The sequence below is a fragment of the Aurantimonas sp. C2-5-R2 genome (assembly GCF_036549495.1).
GTDB classification, from domain to species: Bacteria; Pseudomonadota; Alphaproteobacteria; order Rhizobiales; family Rhizobiaceae; genus Aurantimonas; species Aurantimonas coralicida_A.
On the sequence record NZ_JAZHLJ010000054.1, the window covers coordinates 1 to 18328 of the forward strand.

Annotated in this window: 13 protein-coding genes; 5 read left to right on the forward strand and 8 right to left on the reverse strand. The window is 66.0% G+C overall.

Features of this window, described 5'->3' with window-relative positions:
* The first annotated feature begins 226 nt into the window (after positions 1–226).
* A complete protein-coding gene (locus VQ044_RS18185; RefSeq protein WP_327648727.1) occupies positions 227–1069 on the forward strand; it encodes a PRC-barrel domain-containing protein in 843 nt (280 codons plus the stop codon).
* Between the two features lie 391 nt (positions 1070–1460).
* On the opposite strand, the gene acs is transcribed toward VQ044_RS18185, so the two are convergent.
* From acs to VQ044_RS18200, 3 genes are all read right to left on the reverse strand, one after another.
* On the reverse strand, positions 1461–3410 hold the full coding sequence (gene acs, locus VQ044_RS18190) for an acetate--CoA ligase (protein WP_327648726.1): 1950 nt from the start codon (positions 3408–3410) through the stop codon (positions 1461–1463).
* A 122-nt stretch (positions 3411–3532) separates the two neighbouring features.
* Entirely contained in the window at positions 3533–4582 is a 1050-nt protein-coding gene (locus VQ044_RS18195) for an AI-2E family transporter (RefSeq protein ID WP_327648724.1), read from the reverse strand.
* A 148-nt stretch (positions 4583–4730) separates the two neighbouring features.
* Positions 4731–5405 (reverse strand): YggS family pyridoxal phosphate-dependent enzyme, encoded by a 675-nt coding sequence (locus VQ044_RS18200; protein ID WP_327648723.1) that lies wholly within the window; start codon positions 5403–5405, stop codon positions 4731–4733.
* A 165-nt stretch (positions 5406–5570) separates the two neighbouring features.
* Between VQ044_RS18200 and leuS the strand changes: the two genes are divergently transcribed.
* The 3 genes from leuS to holA all read left to right on the forward strand — a co-directional run bounded on the left by leuS (position 5571) and on the right by holA (position 9846).
* Positions 5571–8189, forward strand: coding sequence for a leucine--tRNA ligase (gene leuS / locus VQ044_RS18205; RefSeq protein ID WP_327648721.1), 2619 nt, complete (start codon positions 5571–5573; stop codon positions 8187–8189).
* A complete protein-coding gene (locus VQ044_RS18210) occupies positions 8176–8724 on the forward strand; it encodes a hypothetical protein (protein WP_327648720.1) in 549 nt (182 codons plus the stop codon). The genes leuS and VQ044_RS18210 overlap by 14 nt, the downstream gene beginning before the upstream one ends.
* A gap of 72 nt (positions 8725–8796) precedes the next feature.
* Positions 8797–9846 carry a DNA polymerase III subunit delta gene (holA, locus tag VQ044_RS18215; RefSeq protein WP_327648718.1) on the forward strand — a complete coding sequence of 350 codons (1050 nt, stop codon included), beginning with the start codon at positions 8797–8799 and terminating at the stop codon, positions 9844–9846.
* An 87-nt stretch (positions 9847–9933) separates the two neighbouring features.
* Here holA and VQ044_RS18220 read toward each other — a convergent pair whose 3' ends face one another.
* The 5 genes from VQ044_RS18220 to mnmE all read right to left on the reverse strand — a co-directional run bounded on the left by VQ044_RS18220 (position 9934) and on the right by mnmE (position 16092).
* On the reverse strand, positions 9934–10908 hold the full coding sequence (locus VQ044_RS18220) for a ParB/RepB/Spo0J family partition protein (protein WP_327648717.1): 975 nt from the start codon (positions 10906–10908) through the stop codon (positions 9934–9936).
* Between the two features lie 76 nt (positions 10909–10984).
* A complete protein-coding gene (locus VQ044_RS18225) occupies positions 10985–11794 on the reverse strand; it encodes a ParA family protein (protein WP_327648715.1) in 810 nt (269 codons plus the stop codon).
* A 104-nt stretch (positions 11795–11898) separates the two neighbouring features.
* On the reverse strand, positions 11899–12618 hold the full coding sequence (gene rsmG / locus VQ044_RS18230) for a 16S rRNA (guanine(527)-N(7))-methyltransferase RsmG (protein ID WP_327648714.1): 720 nt from the start codon (positions 12616–12618) through the stop codon (positions 11899–11901).
* Entirely contained in the window at positions 12608–14500 is a 1893-nt protein-coding gene (mnmG, locus tag VQ044_RS18235; RefSeq protein ID WP_327648712.1) for a tRNA uridine-5-carboxymethylaminomethyl(34) synthesis enzyme MnmG, read from the reverse strand. The genes rsmG and mnmG overlap by 11 nt, the downstream gene beginning before the upstream one ends.
* 155 nt (positions 14501–14655) lie before the next feature.
* Positions 14656–16092, reverse strand: a complete 1437-nt coding sequence (mnmE, locus tag VQ044_RS18240) for a tRNA uridine-5-carboxymethylaminomethyl(34) synthesis GTPase MnmE (RefSeq protein ID WP_327648711.1) — start codon at positions 16090–16092, stop codon at positions 14656–14658.
* Between the two features lie 195 nt (positions 16093–16287).
* Here mnmE and VQ044_RS18245 point away from each other — a divergent pair, with 195 nt between their 5' ends.
* Positions 16288–18324, forward strand: a complete 2037-nt coding sequence (locus tag VQ044_RS18245; RefSeq protein WP_327648710.1) for a thioredoxin domain-containing protein — start codon at positions 16288–16290, stop codon at positions 18322–18324.
* Positions 18325–18328 lie beyond the last annotated feature (4 nt).

Here is an 18328-nt window from a genome sequence, read left to right on the forward strand (position 1 = left end):
ATGACATGATACCCGATTTCCGCGGGTTTGGGCGTCCCGGGTGAACCATGGAGGCTGGTCTTGGCAGGGTTTCGAAACGGCCTCTAAGCCGATTTCCCGCGCGCGGCGACGGCGAAAACGCCCAGTCGGGCGTCTCCCCGACAAAATTGATCGGCTAACTTAGTTTCTTTTGGAACCTCTCCTGCCGTGGATCATTCTTTCGTGATCACCAATGGGAGTAAAATCGATGAGAAACACTCTCTACACGGCACTTCTGGCCGGCGTCGTCATGCCCTTCGCGGCCTTCGCGCAGGATGCCACCACGCCGCCCCCAACCGATACCCCGCCGGCTGTCGAAGCGCCGGCCGACGCAACCGCGCCAGCCGATTCAGCGGCTCCGGCGGAGGGAACGGACGCGACCACCGGCGACGCCGCCGCGCCTGCCGAGGGCGAGCCGATGTCCCGGGACGATGCGACCACCATGCCGGACTCAGGCGCGGCGCCTGCTGACACCACGGCGATGGACACGGCCACGTCAACCGACGCGACCGTGACGGACGGTCCGTTCGTAGTGGTCCCGCCGACCGGCGCTTGGCGCGTCGAGGACCTGGACGGCAAGGACGTCTACGATACCGCCGGTGAAAGCATCGGTTCGATCACCGACGTGCTCGTCTCGGAGCAGGGCGAAGTAATCGCGGTGCTCGTCGGTGTCGGCGGCTTCCTCGGCATCGGCCGGAAGGACGTCGCGGTCGCCATGGACGCGCTCGAATTCGGTCCGGGCAAGACCGAAGGCCTTCCCAAGAAGGCCGACATCGAGGCCGCTGCTCCCGCTCCTGTCGATCCGGCGGTCGGCGGCGCGGCGACGGGTGTCGATCCGGCGGCCGGTGGCGCCGCTCAGCCAGCCCCTGAGCCGCAGACCCCGGTCGTCGGCGACGACAATCTGCCGGATCGGATCGTGCTGAACGTCTCGCGTGAGCAGCTCGAGGCCGCGCCCGCCTATGGCGAGCCGGAACAGGCGGAAGCCGCCGAGGAGGCTGCGCCCGATGCGGGGATGGCTCCGGCCGACGGCACGACACCGGCACCGCAATAAGCGCACGAGCCGGATTCGTCCGGCTGTCATCACCACCCGTCCCGGTTTGCGCCGGGGCGGGTTTTTTTGTCGCTGGCCGGGGCTGGGACGAGCATCCGCCCATGCAAAAGGCCGCTCCCTGTTGCCAGGAAGCGGCCCCGTGACTCTCGTATACCGGGGGGTCCTTCGACCGTTACCCGGACCCGACTGTCTCAAGCAAAGCGAGAAGACTGCTCCATCGCTTGACCGAGACATTGAGACCCAACCGGCATCTGGAAATCACTCGACATTGGATCACCTCCTTTCGCTTCGTTAAACACCCCGCAAGTATGCGGGCATAAAACAGGCAAGGCAAGATGGTGGCGTTTTTCGCGCCAGCCTGACGCAAGCCGCCACCGTCGCGCGCTCCACCTCAACCCTTGCGATTCTCCCGGTTCTCGACGAGATCGTCGACCACAGCGGGATCGGCAAGGGTCGAGGTGTCGCCGAGCGCGCCGAAATCGTCCTCGGCGATTTTCCTGAGGATGCGGCGCATGATCTTGCCCGACCGGGTCTTCGGCAGGCCCGGCGCGAACTGGATCTTGTCCGGCGATGCGATCGGCCCGATCTCCTCGCGGACATGGGCGACCAGCTCTTTTTTCAGGGCGTCGGAAGGCTGTTGCCCCTCCATCAAGGTGACGTAGCAATAGATGCCCTGGCCCTTGATATCGTGCGGGTAGCCGACCACCGCCGCCTCGGAGACCTTCGGATGCGAGACCAGCGCCGATTCGACCTCGGCCGTGCCCATGCGATGGCCCGAAACGTTGATGACGTCGTCGACGCGGCCGGTGATCCACCAATAGCCGTCGGCGTCGCACTTCGCCCCGTCGCCGGTGAAGTATTTGCCCTTGTAGGTCGAGAAATAGGTCTGCTCGAAGCGGTCGTGATCGCCGTAGATCGTGCGCATCTGGCCGGGCCAGGAATCGGTGATGCAGAGATTGCCTTCGGCCACGCCCTCCAGCGCCGTGCCGTCATTGTCGACGAGCTGCGGAATGACGCCGAAAAACGGCCGCGTCGCCGAGCCGGGCTTCAAATCCGTCGCGCCCGGCAGCGGCGTGATCATGATGCCGCCGGTCTCGGTCTGCCACCAGGTATCGACGATCGGCGAGCGCTCGTCGCCGACGACCCGGTAATACCAGTTCCACGCCTCCGGATTGATCGGTTCGCCGACGCTGCCGAGTACCTTGAGGCTCTTGCGCGAGGTCTTCGTCACCTTGTCGTCGCCGGCGCCCATCAGCGCCCGGATCGCCGTCGGCGCCGTGTAGAAGATATTGACCTTGTGCTTGTCGATGACCTGCCAGAACCGCGAGGTATCCGGATAGTTCGGTACGCCCTCGAACATCAGCGTCGTCGCGCCGTTGGCGAGCGGGCCGTAGACGATGTAGCTGTGGCCGGTCACCCAGCCGACATCGGCCGTGCACCAGTAAATGTCGCCGTCATGGTAGTCGAAGACGTATTCATGCGTCATCGCGGCATAGACGAGATAGCCGCCGGTCGTATGGAGGACGCCCTTCGGTTTGCCGGTCGAGCCGGAGGTATAAAGGATGAACAGCGGGTCCTCGGCGCCCATCTCCTCCGGCGGACAGTCGGTGGACGCTGTCTCGCGCGCCTCGTGCCACCAGACGTCGCGGCCCTCGGTCCAGGGCACATCGGCGCCGGTGCGCCGCACGACCAGCACCGTCTTGACGGAATGGCCGGCCTTTGCGGCGATCTCGCAGGCCCGGTCGGCGTTCTTCTTGAGCGGCACCGTGCGCCCGCCGCGCAGGCCCTCGTCGGCGGTGATCAAGACGTCCGAGGTGGCGCCGTCCAGCCGGCCGGCCAGCGCGTCCGGCGAAAACCCGCCGAACACCACCGAATGGACCGCGCCGATCCGCGCCGAGGCGAGCATAGCATAGGCCGCCTCCGGGATCATCGGCATGTAGATCGTCACCCGGTCGCCCTTCTTCACGCCTCGCGCTTTAAGGGCGTTGGCCATGCGGCAGACTTCCTCATGAAGTTCGCGGTAGGTGATCGCCTTCGACTCGGACGGGTCGTCGCCCTCCCAGAGGATGGCCGTCTGGTCGCCGCGCTTGTCCAGATGACGGTCGATGCAGTTGGCGGCGACGTTGAGCGTCCCGTCCTCGAACCAGCGAATATCGATCTGGCCCGGCGCGAAGGAGGTGTTCTTCACCTTGGTGAAGGGCGTCATCCAGTCGAGACGCTTGCCGTGCTCAGCCCAGAAGCCGTCGGGATCCTCGATGCTGCGACGATACCAGGCCTGATAATCCTCGTTGGTGAGCTTCGCGCGGGCCTTCCATTCGTCCTTGACGTGGATGATGTTCATGCTTCGCCTCCCATATCGTCCCGGCGGTCCCCCGCCTCCGAGAGGCAACTTAGGGTGAAACCGCGCGGACGGTCCAGCCGCGCGCGGTTAGACTTTCGAGGTGCGCAGCGCCGGCTGCCGGTTCAGGAGGCCTCGGCCGCGTATCCGCCGAGCGTTTCCTTCACATAGAGGTCTTCCACCATGGTCTTGACGATGGCGACGAAGGGCACCGCGAGCGCCACACCCATGAGGCCAAACAGCAGACCGAAGACAAGCTGCGAGCCAAGCGTCAGGGCCGGGGGCAGGGCGGTCGCCCAGCGTTGTGCCATCGGCTGGGTGACGTTGCTTTCGACGCCCTGGATGACGACGTAGACGACGAGACCGTAGAGAGCCATCTGCGGACTGTCGGCAAAGCCCGCCAGCACGATGACGACGCCCGCCACGAAGGGGCCGAGCGTCGGCACGAAAGCCAAAAGCCCGGCCTGCAGCGCCAGCAGGAAGGCGTTCGGCATGCCGATGGCCCACAGGCCGAGGAGCGAGACCACAAAGACCGTCGCCATGGAGATCGCTTGCCCGGCCAGCCACATGGTCAACTGATGCGCGCTGTTGCACAGCGTTTTGGTGATGCGCGCGCGCCGTGGCTTGGGAAACAGGCTGACGATGCCGCGCCGATAGAGCCCCGGCTGCCAGGACACGAAGATCGCGATGAACACCACGATGAAAGCGTTGCCGAGGCCGCCGAGGATGGCGTAGGCGGCGCGCGAGGCGGAGGAAAAGAGGCCGGAGGCGCTAGGTAGGAGGGTCCCCAGCCCCGGTTCATCCGACGGCCTTCCGTCGGAGAAACCATATTCCTGAAGAAGCTCCGCAAGGCGATCGACCTGCCCGGCCACGAGTTGGAGGAGATCGTTGAACTGCTGGACGATCACCACGCCGCCCCAGACAAAGCCGGCCGTGATCAGCAGCAACAACATGAGATAGGCGACCAGCAGTCCGACCCTTCGCGGAACGCCGACATATCGCAGGCCGGAGGCGATGCCGGTGAACGTCGAGGCAAGCACCAGACCGGCCAAGATCAGGAAAAAGGCCAGCGAAGCGGTCCAGAATACGAACAGCGCGGTTCCGACTGCCGCGACAATTCCGGCGGCAATCACGGTCCGGCGAACAAAGGCCGCCTCGCTAGACGTCTCGGCCACGCTATTGCCTCCTCAAACGGTCCTACCGTTTCATGCAAAGACGGCAGCGGCGGAAGGGTTCCGCTCCAGGGCGGCGAATTGATTGACCGTCCAACCAGCCAGACACCGGCGGCTTGCTATCCTTGCCGGCCCGCCGGGCGAAGACCCCTCAGCCGTAATCCCGCTCGCCGAAGATCGCTGAACCGACGCGCACCGAGGTCGCGCCGAAGGCAATCGCCGCCTCGAAATCGCCGGACATGCCCATCGACAGCTTGGCGACACCCGCCTCGGCGGCGATCTTGGCCAGCAGCGCGAAATGCGGGCCGGGATTTTCGTCGGCCGGCGGAATGCACATCAGCCCCTCGATCGTGAGACCGTGCTCATTGCGGCAACGCGCGACGAAGACCGCCGCCTCGCCCGGCGCGATGCCGGCCTTTTGTGGCTCTTCGCCGGTGTTGACCTGGACATAGAGGCGCGGATGCCGGTCCTGCTTGACGGCCTCCTTGGCGATCGCCGCGGCGATCTTTTCCCGGTCGACGCTCTCGATGACGTCGAACAACGCCACCGCCTCGCCGGCCTTGTTCGACTGCAACGGGCCGATCAGCCGCAATTCGATGTCGGGGAAGCGTTCGCGCAAGGGCGGCCACTTGGCCTTGGCCTCCTGCACCTTGTTTTCGCCGAAAATCCGCTGGCCGGCGGCGATCCCCGGCAGGATCGCGTCTGCGTCATAGGTCTTGGAAACCGCCACGAGATCGACCGCACGCTCGGGCCGACCCGCGTCCTTCGTCGCCGTGGCGATCCGTTCGCACACCGCCCGGTAGCGTTCGCCTGTCGTGTCGACCATACCCAACCTTTTTGCTGCTTCGGTAGCATTCAGCGGCGATTTTGCCGCGATTCGGCGAAATCTCGCCGGTTCGTGTTGAACGGGACGCGAACAACGGAGTAAGTCAAGCCGCATTGCCCACGCCCGACGGCCCCAGATGGCCGCGCCAGGATATCGACCCGCCGCATGTCATCAGAACGCTACAACCCCCGCGCATCCGAACCCCGCTGGCAAAAGGCCTGGGACGAGGCAAAGCTCTTCGAGACCCGCACCGACGCCGGCGGCGAGACCTATTACGTCCTCGAGATGTTCCCCTATCCCTCCGGCCGCATCCATATGGGCCATGTGCGCAACTATGCCATGGGCGACGTAGTGGCGCGCTACAAGCGGGCGAAGGGCTTCAACGTCCTGCATCCGATGGGCTGGGACGCCTTCGGCATGCCGGCCGAGAACGCCGCGATGCAGAACAAGGTGCATCCGCGCGAATGGACCTATCAGAACATCGCGACCATGCGCGGCCAGCTCAAGTCGATGGGCCTGTCACTGGACTGGTCGCGGGAATTCGCCACCTGCGACGTCGATTATTATCACCGCCAGCAGATGCTGTTCCTCGACTTCCTGGAGCATGGTCTCGCCTATCGCAAGAAGTCGAAGGTCAATTGGGACCCGGTCGACCAGACGGTGCTGGCCAACGAGCAGGTGATCGACGGCAAGGGCTGGCGCTCCGGCGCCGAGGTCGAGAGCCGCGAGCTCACCCAGTGGTTCTTCAAGATCACCGCCTATGCCGACGATCTCCTGGCCGCCCTCGACACCCTGCCCGGCTGGCCGGAAAAGGTCCGGCTGATGCAGAGGAACTGGATCGGGCGCTCCGAGGGCCTGCTGGTGCGCTGGGCGCTCGACCCGGCGACCGCGCCTGCGGCTCACAAGGACGTCACCGTCTTCACCACCCGCCCCGATACGCTGTTCGGCGCCTCCTTCATGGCGGTGGCCCCCGATCATCCGCTGGCGACCGCTGCGGCGAAGGACAATCCGGACATCCAGGCCTTCATCGCCGCGTGCCGGCGACAGGGTACCACCGCCGCGGCCCTTGAAACAGCCGAGAAGAAGGGCATTCCGACCGGCTTCACCGTCACCCATCCCTTCGACGAGACGTGGCAGCTGCCGGTCTATGTCGCCAATTTCGTGCTGATGGACTACGGCACCGGCGCGATCTTCGGTTGCCCGGCGCACGATCAGCGCGATCTCGACTTCGCTCGCAAATATGATCTGCCGGTGCAGGCGGTGGTGCTGCCGCCGGATGCCGATCCCGCGCGCTTTACGATCGGTACCGAGGCCTATGTCGACGACGGCACGATCTTCCATTCGCGCTTCCTCGACGGCCTCTCGCCCGACGCCGCCTTCGAGGCGGTGGCCGCAAAGCTCGAGGCGACCGATCTGTTCGGGACGCCGCAGGCCGAGCGCCAGGTCAATTTCCGGTTGCGTGACTGGGGCATTTCGCGCCAACGCTATTGGGGTTGCCCGATCCCGGTCCTGCATTGCGAGGCTTGCGGCGTCGTACCGGAGGCCAAGGCAAACCTTCCCGTCAAGCTTCCCGACGACATCGATTTCGACAAGCCCGGCAATCCGCTCGACCGGCACCCGACCTGGCGCGACGCCACCTGTCCGCAATGCGGCGGTACGGCGCGGCGCGAGACCGACACGATGGACACCTTTGTCGATTCCTCGTGGTATTTCGCCCGCTTCACCGCGCCCCATGCCGACGCGCCGACCGACCCTCAGGCCGCCAATGCCTGGCTGCCGGTCGACCAGTATATCGGCGGCATCGAGCACGCGATCCTGCATCTTCTCTATTCGCGCTTCTTCGTCCGGGCGATGCGGGCTTGCGGCCATCTCGATCTCGACGAGCCGTTCAAGGGCCTGTTCACGCAAGGCATGGTGGTCCACGAAACCTATCGTGAGGGCCGCGAATGGGTGCCCCCGGCCGCCGTGGCGATTGCGGAGAACGAGACCGGCCGGGTCGCGACCCGGATCGCGACCGGCGCGCGGCTGGAAATCGGCGGCATCGAAAAGATGTCGAAATCGAAGAAGAACGTCGTCGATCCGGACGACATCATCGCCTCCTACGGAGCCGACACCGCGCGCTGGTTCATGCTGTCGGATTCGCCCCCCGACCGCGACGTCATCTGGACGGAGGCCGGCGTCGAGGGCGCCCATCGCTTCGTGCAGCGGCTATGGCGCCTCGTGGCCGATACAGCGCCACGTCTTGCCGGGGCGCCGGCGCAAGGCTCTGGCGACGACGAATCCGTCTTGGCGATCCGCCGCGCCGCGCACCGCACGGCGGCGGGCGTTGCCGACGACATCGAGCGTCTGGCCTTCAACAAGGCGGTGGCGCGGATCTACGAACTGGTCAACACACTTGCCGCATCCCTTCCCAAGATTTCCAAGGACAGCAATCCGGCCCTGAAGGGGGCAGGGCGCGAGGCGCTGTCGATACTGGTGCGCCTGATCGCGCCGATGATGCCGCATCTCGCCGAGGCCTGCTGGGCCGCATTGGGCGAGCAAGGGCTTGCCGCAGCGGCGGCCTGGCCGAGCGTCGAGCCGGCGCTGTTGCGCGACGATACGGTTACGCTGCCCGTCCAGATCAACGGCAAAAAGCGCGGCGACTTGACCATGCCGGCCGCGGCCGGCAAACCTGACGTGGAGCAAGCGGCGCTGGCACTCGACTTCGTCCAGTCGGCGCTGGCCGGCAATGCGCCGAAGCGTATCGTGGTCGTCCCCGGGAGAATCGTGAATGTCGTCCTCTGATCCGCTTCGATCCCGCGCCCTTGTCGCTGTCGGCCTTGCCCTCGGGGTCCTGGCTCTGCCGGCCTGCACGGCCCGCCCGCTTTATGCATCGGCCGACAATTCGGACATGCTTGCGCCCGGCGGCGCCTTGGCGGCGCTGCGCGGCCGTATCGCGGTGTCCGAAGCCAATTCACGCACCGACCAGATCGTCCGCAACGCCCTCCTGTCGCGCCTGAACCAGGGAACGCGGGTCGCCCAGCCGCTCTACGAGGTCCGCCTCACCGTCACCGGCGGCGAAACCGGCATCGCCATCGAATCGGGAGGCGCGCTCAGCTCCGCCCTTTACCGCATGACCGCGCGATATCAGCTTGTCCGACTGTCGGACAATCAGGTTGTCGACACGGCCAGCCGCACGACAACTGTCCCGTTCGATCGGACCGCGCAGCTTTATCAAACTCAGCGCGCACTCATCAACGCGCGCCAGCAGGCGGGCGAGGACGTCGCGGCCCAGCTCGAAATCGCGCTGGTGCGCGCGCTCGAAAAGGCCGGCGTCTGACGGCAACGTCCTGGCAAGGCGTCCGATAATGAACGACATTGGCGCGACAGATCGCAAGGACGGACGCGGATAATGGCGCAAAAGAAGGCGGGCGAGGTCGAGGCGTTCCTCTCGCGTCCCGATTTTTCGTTTCCGGTCATCCTGCTTTACGGCCCCGACCCGGGTCTCGTCGCCGAACGCTCCGCCAAGATTGCCGAGATGTCCGGCGTCGACCGCAACGACCCCTTCGCAGCGGTGACGCTGGCGGCCGACGAGTTGGAAAAGGATATTGGCCGGCTCTATGACGAGGCCCGGACCGTGTCGCTGTTCGGCGGCCGCCGTCTCATTCGGGTGCGTGGCGCAGGCGCCGGCAAGAGCCTGGCGGAAGCGGTCGGCGATCTGGCCGCTTCGCCGCTCGAAGGCGCCCTCGTCATCGTCGAAGCCGGCGACCTCAAGAAGAGCGCCGCACTTCGCAACAACGTCGAGCGTGGGCGATTTGCCATGGCGCTGCCCTGTTACCAGGACGAGGGCAGGGCGATCGACAAGATGATCGACGAGGAACTCGGTCAAAGCGGGCTGTCGATCGATCGGGAGGCGCGCGACGAACTGCGCGCCCGCCTCGGAGCCAATCGTCTTGCCTCGCGCGGCGAGGTCCGCAAGCTCTGTCTCTACGCTTTGGGCGCGCCGTCGGTGACCGAGGCGGACGTCCGGGCCGTCGTCGGCGACGTTTCGGCGGATACGCTGGAAGAGACCATCGATGCCGCGGCGAGCGGCAACGTCAAGCGCCTGCCGCATCTCATCGACCGGCTGGTGTCGGCCGGCACCGCCACCTTCCAGTTGCACCAGAATCTGCTGCGCTATTTCCAGCAGTTGCAGACCATGCGCGAGATGGTCGAACGCGGCGGCGAGCCGATCGGGCGCGTGGTCGAGCGGCGACGGCCGCATTTCCGGCGCAAGGCGGCTCTCGAGGCCGCGTTGGCGGCCTGGCCGCTGGAAGAAATCACCACCATTCTCCAGCGGATCGAGCGGGACATCTTGTCGAGTCGCAAGGAAGGCGGACTCGCCTTGACGATAACGCAGAAAACCCTGCTCGACATCGCCGTGGAGGCGGCCCATCTGCGCGCCCGGATCGGCCGCGCCTGACCTCAAGCCAGACGACCCCGCCCAGGGCGGGGTCGAACGCCGTCCTTTGTTTCACGTGAGTCGTGCAACCAACCCGAACGCGGTGGCTCAGAGCCCCCGCACCCGCGGCTGTTGTGCAACCCGACGTTGTGCCCGCGTCTGCAACAGACCACAGATCTCGTCGAGCTGCTCAAGATCGGCATAATCGATGCGGATCGATCCGCGCTCGCCATCGACGCGAATTTCCACTGTCATACCGAGCGCCTGCGCCAGAAGATTCTCCAGCGCCACGACATCGGCATCGCGCTCGGCAGCCGCCTTGCGCTTACCTTTGCGCGCGGGCTTGGCCGGCCGGTTGTCCAACGTCTCGGTGGGTTTGCGGGCGAGATCCTCCGCCTCGCGCACACTCAAGCCGCGCGACACGATTTCATTCGCCAGCGCGTGCGGATCGTCGGCGGTCACGACGGTCCGCGCCGCGCCCGGCGACAGCGTGCCGGCGACCACCATGCCGCGCACTTCCTCCGGCAATTTCAGCAACCGGAGCGTGTTGGCGACATGGCTGCGGCTCTTGCCGAGCACATCGGCGAGATCGGACTGGGTGTAGCCGTGTTCATCGATCAGCGTCTCGTAGGCCTGAGCCTCTTCGACCGCGTTGAGATCGGCCCGCTGGACGTTTTCGATGATCGCGATTTCCAGCGATTGACGATCGCCGATGTCGCGCAGCACGACCGGAACCTCGCTGAGGCCGGCGGCCCGGGCGGCGCGCCAGCGCCGTTCACCGGCGACGATCTCGAACGATTCCGGCTGGCCCGGCTTCGGACGCAGCAGCAATGGCTGGACGACGCCATGGTTCTTGATCGAGGCGGCAAGATCCTTGAGATCGGCCTCGTCAAAGCGGCGGCGCGGATTGTTGGGGTTGGGCGAGATCCTGTCCAGGGCGACGAAGCGCTCGGCCGGAATCGCGGCCGGCGCGGCCTCAGATCCGCCATAGCCCGGCATCGGCCGCGGGGGCACGACGCCGCCGGTCCCGATCAGCGAGGCGAGGCCGCGTCCCAGCCGCTGCCGCGATTTGTCTTCGTTCATCCTCGTCTCCCCGCCTTTATCGGTCCGGTCTCCGCGAAAATCCGCCCTGGGAGGCGACCCGCCATCGCACGCGCCGTCACGCGGCCACCAATCGTCGCTCGCGCTGAAGGATTTCCGAGGCCAGGCGGATATAGGCCTGACTGCCCGGACATTTCATGTCGTAGAGAACCACGGGTTTACCGAAAGACGGCGCTTCCGATACACGTACATTGCGCGGGATGATCGTCTCGTAGACATGTTCGCCCATATAGGAGCGCACGTCCCGAACTACCTGCGCCGCCAGATTGTTACGCCCGTCATACATCGTCAGGACGATTCCGTGCAGCGCCAATGTCGGATTCAGCGTATCGCGAACCTGCTCGACGGTCTGCAGCAACTGGCTGAGACCTTCCAGCGCGAAGAACTCGCATTGCAGCGGCACCAGAATCGAATCCGCCGCCGCCATGGCGTTGATCGTCAGGAGATTCAGGGATGGTGGGCAATCGATCAGGACGAAATCGAACAGCGGCGTGTCGACCTGATGGAAATGCAGGGCGTCGCGCAGCCGGTAAGCCCGACCGGGCGCCCCGGAGATTTCCATTTCCAGGCCGAGGAGATCGAGCGTCGACGGGATGATCGACAGGCTCGGCACCGCTGTCGCCGTCGCCGCCTCGGTGATCGAGGCCGCCTCCATCAGCACGTCGTAGGAAGAGACGTCACGATCGTCCTTTTCGATCCCGAGCCCGGTCGAGGCATTGCCCTGCGGATCGAGATCGATGAGCAGCGTCCGCTTTCCGATCGCGGCAAGCGCGGTGGCGAGGTTGATGGCGGTCGTGGTCTTGCCGACACCGCCTTTTTGATTGGCTATGGTGATGATCCGCATCGGCTGCCCGCTTATCGCATCCATCGGTCGCCTCCCGCATCGTTACGATGGCTGCTCTCGCCAGCCCTCGCGGCTTGACCGAAGCCCCACCGGGTAGAGGGCCCGGCCCCGCGGGAGCATGGCGTAGCCTAACGCCGCGCGATGTTACCGATGTCGAGGATGACCGAACCATCCTCGAGGTTCGATCCATGCTTTACCACGGTGAATCGCCAATGGGCAGCCGCTTGGTTAATTTCCTGTTCATGACTGCGGCCCTTTTGAAAAAAGCACCGCGCCGACGTCCGGATATGAGGCGCCACCATCGCCAACAGCTCGGGGAGCGGCGCCAGGGCGCGCGCGGTCACCAGATCCGCCGCTGCCAGCGCCGCGCCGCAATCCTCGATTCTGGCGGCGTGAACCGTTCCGGCGAGGCCGAGCCCGCGCTGGACGGCGCGCAGAAAAGCGACTTTCTTGGCGTTGCTCTCGATCAGATCGACAACGCCGCCTTGGTCCGCCCGCGCCGCGGCCACGACGAGACCAGGCAGACCTGCGCCGGACCCCAGGTCGACGCAGCGCTGAAACGGCGGCAGGAGGCGCTCCAGCACCAGCGAATCAGCGATGTGGCGTGACCAGACATCGCCGATCGTTGCCGGAGCGACGAGATTGATGTGCCGCTGCCACTCGGTCAGCAGGGCGACATATTGGTCCAGGCGCGCCCGCGTTTCACGTGAAACATCGTGGGTTTCGAGAAAATGAGCGCGGCCCTCCGCCTGTTGCGCCGCCACCTCGGCGGGCCGCGGCGCGGCTTTGCGCTTTGGTTTGGCCGCGGGCTGGCGCTCAGGCGGAAAAGGCTTTCGCTCACGCCGCACGAACGACCTCGCTCCGCCGCATGGCGACGAGAATCAGAGCGAGAGCGGCCGGCGTCATCCCGTCGATCCGCTCCGCCTCGGCGATCGATGCCGGTCGGCGCGCGCTCAGCTTTTGCCGCAATTCGTTGGACAAGCCGGTGAGAGCAGAAAAATCGAGGGCGTCCGGAATCGTCCGGTTCTCGTCCCGGCGCAGGCGCTCCTGATCCCGCCGCTGGCGATCCAGATAGACATCGTAGCCAGCTTCGATCTCGATCCGCTCACGGATTGGCCCACCGATATCCTTGAACTCCGGCCAGATGGCGGTCAGCCGGTCCAGATTGATCTCGGTTTGCGAGAGCAGCTGCCAGGCCGTACGCCGGCGCCCGTCCTGATTGACTGATAGCCCATGTCGCTGGGCTTCGGACGGCGTCAGCTGGGCCGCTTCCAGCAGCGCGCGCGCCTTGGCGAGCGCCCCTTCGCTCTCCTCGAAGGCCATGCGACGTTCCGCGTCGACGATACCGAGCGACAGGCCAAGCGGCGTCAACCGGCGGTCGGCATTGTCGGCCCGGAGCGACAGGCGGAATTCGGCCCGCGAGGTGAACATCCGATAGGGCTCGGACACGCCGGTGCGGGTGAGATCGTCGATCATTACGCCGATATAGGCGTCGGCCCGGCCGATGCCGACAGGCTCCGCTCCGCTAGCCAGCCGCGCCGCGTTGATCCCGGCGACGATCCCCTGCGCCGCGGCTTCCTCGTAACCCGTCGTGCCGTTGATCTGGCCGGCGAGGAACAGGCCTTCGGCGCGCCGGACCGCAAGGTGGCGATCGAGTTCGCGCGGATCGACATGATCATATTCGATGGCATAGCCAGGCTTCAGCACCGCCACCCGCTCCAACCCCGGAATCGAGCGCAGGAATTGCAACTGCACATCCTCGGGCAGGGAGGTGGACACGCCATTCGGGTAGATCGTGTCGTCGTCGAGCCCTTCCGGCTCGAGGAAGATCTGGTGGCCGTCGCGGTCGCCGAACTTGACGATCTTGTCCTCGATCGAGGGACAATAGCGCGGCCCCGCCCCCTCGATGCGGCCGGAATACAGCGCCGACCGAGCGATATTCTCACGGATGATCCGATGGGTCTCCGGCGTCGTCCGGGTGATCCCGCAATCGATCTGCCGGTTGGTGATCGCCTTGGTCAGATAGGAAAACGGAACCGGGTCCGCGTCCGGGGCCTGCCGGTCGAGCCCGCTCCAGTCGATTGTGCGGCCGTCGAGCCGTGCCGGCGTGCCGGTCTTCAGCCGGCCCAGCGTCAGGCCAAGCCGCTTCAGTGTTCCCGAAAGTCCCGTCGAGGGATCCTCGCCCATGCGTCCGGCCGGGATCGTCCGATCGCCGATATGGATCAGACCCGACAGGAACGTCCCGGTCGTCAGAGCCGCGGCCCGGCACTGGATGGCGCGGCCGTCGCCGAGGACCACGCCGGTTACCCGGTTCCGCTCGTCCAGAACAAGATCGGCGATATCGCCTTCGACAACGTCGAGGTCGGCATGGGCGGCAATCGCCGCCTGCATCGCCTCGCGGTAGAGACGCCGGTCGGCCTGGGTCCGGGGTCCGCGCACGGCTGGCCCCTTGCGCCGGTTGAGCAGACGAAACTGGATGCCGGCCGCGTCGGCAACCTGACCCATCAACCCGCCCAACGCGTCGATCTCGCGCACGAGATGGCCTTTGCCGATGCCGCCAATCGCCGGATTGCAGCTCATCGCGCCGATCGTATCGAAGCGGTGGGTGACCAGCGCGGTCCGCGCGCCTGCCCGCGCCGAGGCGCTCGCTGCCTCGCAGCCGGCATGGCCGCCGCCAATGATGACGACGTCGTAGTCGGAGGCGGTGGCGGGGAGGGACGGATCGCGCATGGGTCTCGGATACCGGTTGAGCAGGGCGGTGGTGCCAATCGCGAAAACGGATTCGGCACCGACAGGCAAACATTTTTTCAATGAAGCTAAGCCTATAAAGGCTCAATCGCTCGGAGACAACGCAAGCGGAAATGCGGCAAAAGGCACGCCTTTTCTCATTTGCCGATGCAGAACTCGGAAAAGATGACGTCCAGAAGGTCCTCGACCCCGACCTGGCCGGTCAGCGCGCCGAGACGGTTGCCGGCGCGCCGCAGGGTTTCCGCCCCCAACTCCGGCGGCACGTCCGGCTTCGACACGAATTGTTCGAGAATCCGCAAGGCATCGGCGACCAGCTCCTTGTGACGGGTCCGCATCGGTACGGCCTCGTCAGGATCGCCCGCAGCCTCGGCCGCCAGGGCGGCGACACGGGCGACAAGGGCAGACATCCCCTCGCCGGTCTTGGTGGAAATGGCAAAGTCGAATGCGAAATCGTCCCACTCGCCGCCAAACCGTGCCGCAAGACCCTGCGGCTCCGGGCGGTCGGCCTTGGTGCGAAGGGTGAAGATATGCCTATGCGGCCGGGACATCCCCGCCGCGACGTCGTTCAGAGGCGCATCCGATGCAGCGAGCATCATCGGATGTTTCACGTGAGTCAAAAGGTCCGAGAACCGTGCGAAGGGCCCATGTCCGGATTGTGCATCGACCAGCGCCAGCACCAGGTCCGCCGAATCCATCACGGCCCGCGCCCGCTCGACGCCGATCGCTTCCACCGCATCGGACGTCTCGCGGATCCCGGCCGTATCGGAGAAGCGCACCGGGACGCCGCCAAGATCGAGAGTCGCCTCGATCACGTCGCGCGTCGTACCCGGAACTTCGGTGACGATCGCCACCTCCCGATCTGCCAACGCATTGAGTAGGCTGGACTTTCCGGCGTTGGGCGCACCGACGATCGCCACACGGTAGCCCTCGCGGAGGATTTCGCCACGGTCCGCCTTGGCGAGATGGGTCCGCATCTCGTCGACGAGGGCGGCGATCTTCGTCGCGACGCCGCCAGCAACGTCATCGCCCACATCCCCCTCGTCGGCGAAGTCGAACGAGGCTTCTATCATTGCCCGCGCTTGCGTCAGCCGCCGCATCCAGTCCTCGTAGATGGCACGCAACGCCCCACCCGCCTGCGCCACCGCCATGCGGCGCTGCGCCTCGGTCTCGGCCGAGATGAGATCGGCCAGCCCCTCGGCCTCGGTCAGATCGATGCGACCGTTCTCGAAGGCGCGCCGGGTGAACTCGCCGGCCACGGCGAGGCGCACATCGGGAAGCCCCGTCGCCGCGTCGAGAAAGGCCGCGACGACGGCCCGCCCGCCATGCAGGTGGAACTCGGCGAGATCCTCCCCGGTGACGCTGCCCGGCGATGGAAAGAACAAGGCGATGCCCCGGTCGATGGTCGCGCCGGCCGCATCGCGGAACCGGCGAAGGCTGGCGCGGCGTTCTGGCGGCATACCGCCGGCAAGGCTTTCCATGACAATCCGCGCGGAGGAACCGCTGACGCGTACAACTGCGACGCCGGAGGGCAGGGCGCCGGAGGACAGGGCGGCAATGGTATCGGATGGGATCAAACGAGTGGCTCGGGGTTTTTCGGGATGGTCGAAGGGGACAAAACCAGCTTCCAGGGGTGTTCGCAACCGGCAGGCGCCGAGGCGTTCGGGAGCGCGTTTTGGCCGCGACACGCCATTGAACGGGAAGTCGCCCTCGAAATCGTCGAACGCTTGCCTTAGGTTTCCGGGTTTGAGGGGCGAAACGACGGGATTTCCATGAGCGACGCGCGCGACAACCGGCTCGGCTATGCCGTCAGCCCGTATCTCCTGCAGCATCGAGACAACCCGGTCGATTGGCGGGAATGGTCCGACGCCACGCTGGCCGAGGCGCGCGCGCTCGACCGGCCGATCCTCCTGTCCGTCGGTTATGCGGCCTGTCACTGGTGCCATGTCATGGCGCATGAGAGCTTCGAAGACGAGGGCGTGGCGGCGGCGATGAACCGCGACTTCGTCAATGTGAAGGTGGATCGCGAAGAGCGGCCTGACATCGACCATCTCTACATGACCGCGCTGCGGGCGATGGGCGAACAGGGCGGCTGGCCGATGACCATGTTCCTGACGCCGGAGGGCCAGCCGTTCTTCGGCGGCACCTATTTTCCCAAGGACGCCCGCTATGGCCGCCCCGGTTTCACCCAGGTACTCGAAGCCATCGCCAAGGCCTGGCGCGAGAAGCGCGCCGATCTGACGACTAGCGCCGGTGCGATCTCCGGGCGGCTGAGCGAATTCCTGTCGCGTTCGGCGGCACCGGGACCGCTGGCCGACCTCGATCTGGCGGGCCCGGCGGAGCGCATCGGCCAGATGATCGATCCGGCCCAAGGCGGGCTTCGCGGCGCGCCGAAGTTTCCCAACGCGCCGTTTATGGAAATCCTGGCGCGGTCGGCTTTCGAGACTGGCTCGCCGGACCATCGAGAGGCCTTCCTCAAGACCGTCCGGGCGCTCTCGCTCGGCGGCATCTACGACCATCTCGGCGGCGGCCTGCATCGCTATTCGACCGACGACCGCTGGCTGGTGCCGCATTTCGAGAAGATGCTCTACGACAATGCCCAATTCCTGCGCCATCTCGGCTGGGCCTACCGGATGACCGGCGACGATCTGTTTCGATGCCGTATCGACGAGACCATCGGCTGGCTTCGGCGCGAAATGCGTGTCGACGGCGGCGGCCTCGCCGCGTCGCTCGATGCCGACAGTCTGAACGTCGAGGGCCATTCGGAGGAGGGCGCCTTCTATGTCTGGTCGGCGGCCCAGATCGATGGCCTGCTCGGCGATCGCGCCGCGCCGTTCAAAGCCGTCTTCGACGTCAGCGAGACCGGCAATTGGGAGGGGCATTCAGTCCTGCATCGCCTGCATCCGAGCGCCGCGTCGAGCGACCCGGACTTTGCCGCGGAACGCCAGATTCTCCTCGAGAAAAGAGCCGACCGGCCTCGGCCCGGCCGCGACGACAAGGTGCTCGCCGACTGGAACGGTCTGATGATCCGGGCACTGGCCGAAATCGGTGGCGCTTTCGGGAACGACGATGCGCTGGCCCTGGCGGGCGATGCCTTCGATTTCGTCGTCCAGGAAATGATCGTCGACGGTCGCCTGCGCCATGCCGCGCGAGCCGGACGAACGACCGGTCTGGCGCTGTCCTCTGACTATGGCGCCTTGATCCAGGCCGCGGTCGCGTTGTTCGCGGCAACCCTCGACGCGCGTTATCTCGATCGCGCCCGCTGGTTCGCCGACGAGCTCGAACGCTGGCACACCGATAGCGACGGCGGACATTATCTGAACGCTTCCGACGCCTCGGATGTCATGATTCGCCTGCGCGGCGACCAGGACGACGCGATTCCCGGCGGCACCGCGCTTGTCATCGAAGGGCTTGCGATGCTCGCCCAGGCCAGCGGCGCGATCGAGATCGGCGAACGCGCCGAGCGGGCGGCCCTGCTAGCCGCCGGGCGCGTCGGCCAGGAAGCCACCGGCTTTCCCGGCATTGTCACGGCCACGGGCCGGCTACGCCGCGGCAGCGAACTCTGCGTGATCGGCATGCCAGACGATCCGGGATTCCCCGAGATGCTCGCAAAGGCGCATCAAAGCGTCGACCTCGATCGCCTCGATCTGATCCTGGCCGATCCCGATCGGCTGCCGGAGCAACTACCGACCGCCGCGATGCGGCCCTTGCGCCGGCCGGCCGCCTATTTGTGCGAGGGTCGCGTCTGTCGGCCCCCGGTCTACGATGACGCGGCGCTGGCGAAGGCGTTGAGCGGCGACAGCGATTAATACG

Coding starts and splice junctions, on each gene's coding strand:
- VQ044_RS18185 (WP_327648727.1), top strand. CDS start 227: ATGAGAAACACTCTCTACACGGCACTTCTGGCCGGCGTCGTCATGCCC.
- acs (WP_327648726.1), bottom strand. CDS start 3,410: ATGAACATCATCCACGTCAAGGACGAATGGAAGGCCCGCGCGAAGCTC.
- VQ044_RS18200 (WP_327648723.1), bottom strand. CDS start 5,405: ATGGTCGACACGACAGGCGAACGCTACCGGGCGGTGTGCGAACGGATC.
- leuS (WP_327648721.1), top strand. CDS start 5,571: ATGTCATCAGAACGCTACAACCCCCGCGCATCCGAACCCCGCTGGCAA.
- VQ044_RS18210 (WP_327648720.1), top strand. CDS start 8,176: ATGTCGTCCTCTGATCCGCTTCGATCCCGCGCCCTTGTCGCTGTCGGC.
- holA (WP_327648718.1), top strand. CDS start 8,797: ATGGCGCAAAAGAAGGCGGGCGAGGTCGAGGCGTTCCTCTCGCGTCCC.
- VQ044_RS18220 (WP_327648717.1), bottom strand. CDS start 10,908: ATGAACGAAGACAAATCGCGGCAGCGGCTGGGACGCGGCCTCGCCTCG.
- VQ044_RS18225 (WP_327648715.1), bottom strand. CDS start 11,794: ATGGATGCGATAAGCGGGCAGCCGATGCGGATCATCACCATAGCCAAT.
- mnmG (WP_327648712.1), bottom strand. CDS start 14,500: ATGCGCGATCCGTCCCTCCCCGCCACCGCCTCCGACTACGACGTCGTC.
- VQ044_RS18245 (WP_327648710.1), top strand. CDS start 16,288: ATGAGCGACGCGCGCGACAACCGGCTCGGCTATGCCGTCAGCCCGTAT.